Annotated in this window: 1 protein-coding gene, 1 tRNA gene and 1 pseudogene; 2 read left to right on the top strand and 1 reads right to left on the bottom strand. The window is 39.5% G+C overall.

All coding sequences use genetic code 11. The annotated features are described in order from the left end of the window. Nucleotides 1-926: pseudogene (locus LD39_RS23235) on the top strand (hypothetical protein); the annotation flags it as partial. A 181-nt stretch (nucleotides 927-1,107) separates the two neighbouring features. Continuing rightward, nucleotides 1,108-1,180, top strand: a tRNA-Ala gene (locus LD39_RS18775). A gap of 176 nt (nucleotides 1,181-1,356) precedes the next feature. Here LD39_RS18775 and LD39_RS18770 read toward each other — a convergent pair. After that, a complete protein-coding gene (locus tag LD39_RS18770; RefSeq protein WP_035551683.1) occupies nucleotides 1,357-1,878 on the bottom strand; it encodes a hypothetical protein in 522 nt (173 codons plus the stop codon). Nucleotides 1,879-1,981: the final 103 nt, after the last annotated feature.

Here is a 1,981-nt window from a genome sequence, read left to right as displayed (position 1 = left end):
AAATGAAGCAAAACAAAAAAGAACAAGTCATTAAATTAGATGAACCAGTTGCGGAAAAACCTGATGAAAAGAAAAACCTTAGCAAAAAGGCACTCTCAAAAGCCAATGAAAACGCGAGTGAAAAAGCCCATGAAAATGCGGCAGCTAACTCCGCCGTTCATGCAACTTCAAATGCTGACAAAACTAAAGTAGAGAAAACAGAAGAACCTAAAGAACTCGAAGCAAAAGAAGAAGTACCAGTAGTCAACGAAGATGCTGGACAAGACGAAGCTGCAGAAGAAAATGAAGAAGCTGCTGCAGATAAAGAGGAAGAAAAAGATACTTCTAAGAAAGCACATTCTATGGCTAGCGAACATGCAAGCGATAAAGCTCATGAAAATGCCGCACCAAACTCTGCTGTTCATGCATCTAAAGAAGACGTAGAAGAAACTCCAGAAGCTGATGAAGCAAAAGAGGAAGAATCTACGGAAGTTGAGAAAGACGAAGATGAAGCCAAAGAAGAAGCTGCTGAGGCAGACGAAAAAGGTACAGAAGAAGACTCTACTAAAGAAGAAACAGATGAAGATAATAAAAAAGAAGATTCTACTGAACTTGAAGTCGTTGAAGAAGAAGCTACAGTAGAAGAATCCACTGAGGTTGAAGCAGATGAAGAAGCAAAAGAGGAAGAGTCTACTGAGGTTGAAGTACGTGAAGAAGACGAAGAGTCCACTGACGTTGAAACTGACGAAGATCAAGAAGCGGATCAAAACACTTCTTCTGAATTAAAGGCGGAAGCTAAGGCTAGTGAAAAAGCTAATGAACAGGCGAAAGAACATGCAGTTGAAGAGTCTGCTGTAAATGTTGTTGTGACTGAAGAAGAATCCAATAAAACTGACGAAGAAGAAGTTGTATTGGAATTAGAAGCAGAAGGTACAAAAGAAGACTAAGTCTTCTATTTGGAACTGAGGGAAGCTCCCTCAGTTCTTTTTTTATAATTAGTTATTGATAAGAGTATTGTCAGTATTTTATTTATGCATTTTTGCAAATATTTGCTTGAAAAGGGGAGGGGGAATCGTTTATAATAAGTTTTGTCGGTTGATAGATTCCTATTTAACCTTTATACCTAACGGGGCATTAGCTCAGCTGGGAGAGCGCTACACTGGCAGTGTAGAGGTCAGCGGTTCGAGCCCGCTATGCTCCACTTATACAAAAAAACCTTGCTAATACAAGGTTTTTTTGTATGACAGAGAAGCGGTTATATGAGTAGTACAGTTTAGTTGAGAGGTTCTCAAAAAGATCATTTGAAAAAGTTATATTTTACAAAAGGAAGCAGCGGAACATTCTATTCCGCTGCTTTCTTTTCTATTCAAATATACTCTAAACCAAAACAGGCATCTTCTCTAGTAATTGAACACCACTTGAAAATCCAGGCTCAAAGCGGCGGATGTTGACAGCGACATGTGGCCAGATCATCATTTGCAACTCGCTCACAGGTATGAACCCAAAACCGAGACCTGAAAGAGAAGCATCCGGAAGGGTCGGGAGTTTACGCTCAATGTATTGTTGGATAGAAGTAGAAGTCATGCGTTCACGGGAACCACTGACTACCGCTTCGATAAGATCATCTGCAGGCTCTGCTTGCTTCATCCAAAGATCTTTATTCATAACATCTTCGATGATCCAGGTGTAGGTTTCTTTTTCTGAATGATACACAAGCGTATACTCCATCGTGATACCGGAATCCAGGTGGTGTTTCCAATGGAATACGAGATGAAGCGGACGGAATGCTTCTTTCGTTTCGGTCACCCAGTGAGAACGGTCATATTTTCGTAGAGAATGAATAGCATCCTCTATAATTTGTTTTTTCATTTGTTTGTCATTTGTGTGCGCATGAGACATACAAAAGCCCTCCTTCAAAATTCAAATGTCATTAACTTATGAAATATTCTAACACATCAAAGGGCTTCAGAACGCTGAATTGAAAAAGAAAAAAAGATATAAA

The sequence above is a fragment of the Halobacillus sp. BBL2006 genome (genome assembly GCF_000786645.1).
Taxonomy (GTDB): domain Bacteria; phylum Bacillota; class Bacilli; order Bacillales; family Halobacillaceae; genus Halobacillus.
This window is presented reverse-complemented; position numbering and strand designations above follow the sequence as displayed.

Coding starts and splice junctions, on each gene's coding strand:
- LD39_RS18770 (WP_035551683.1), bottom strand. CDS start 1,878: ATGTCTCATGCGCACACAAATGACAAACAAATGAAAAAACAAATTATA.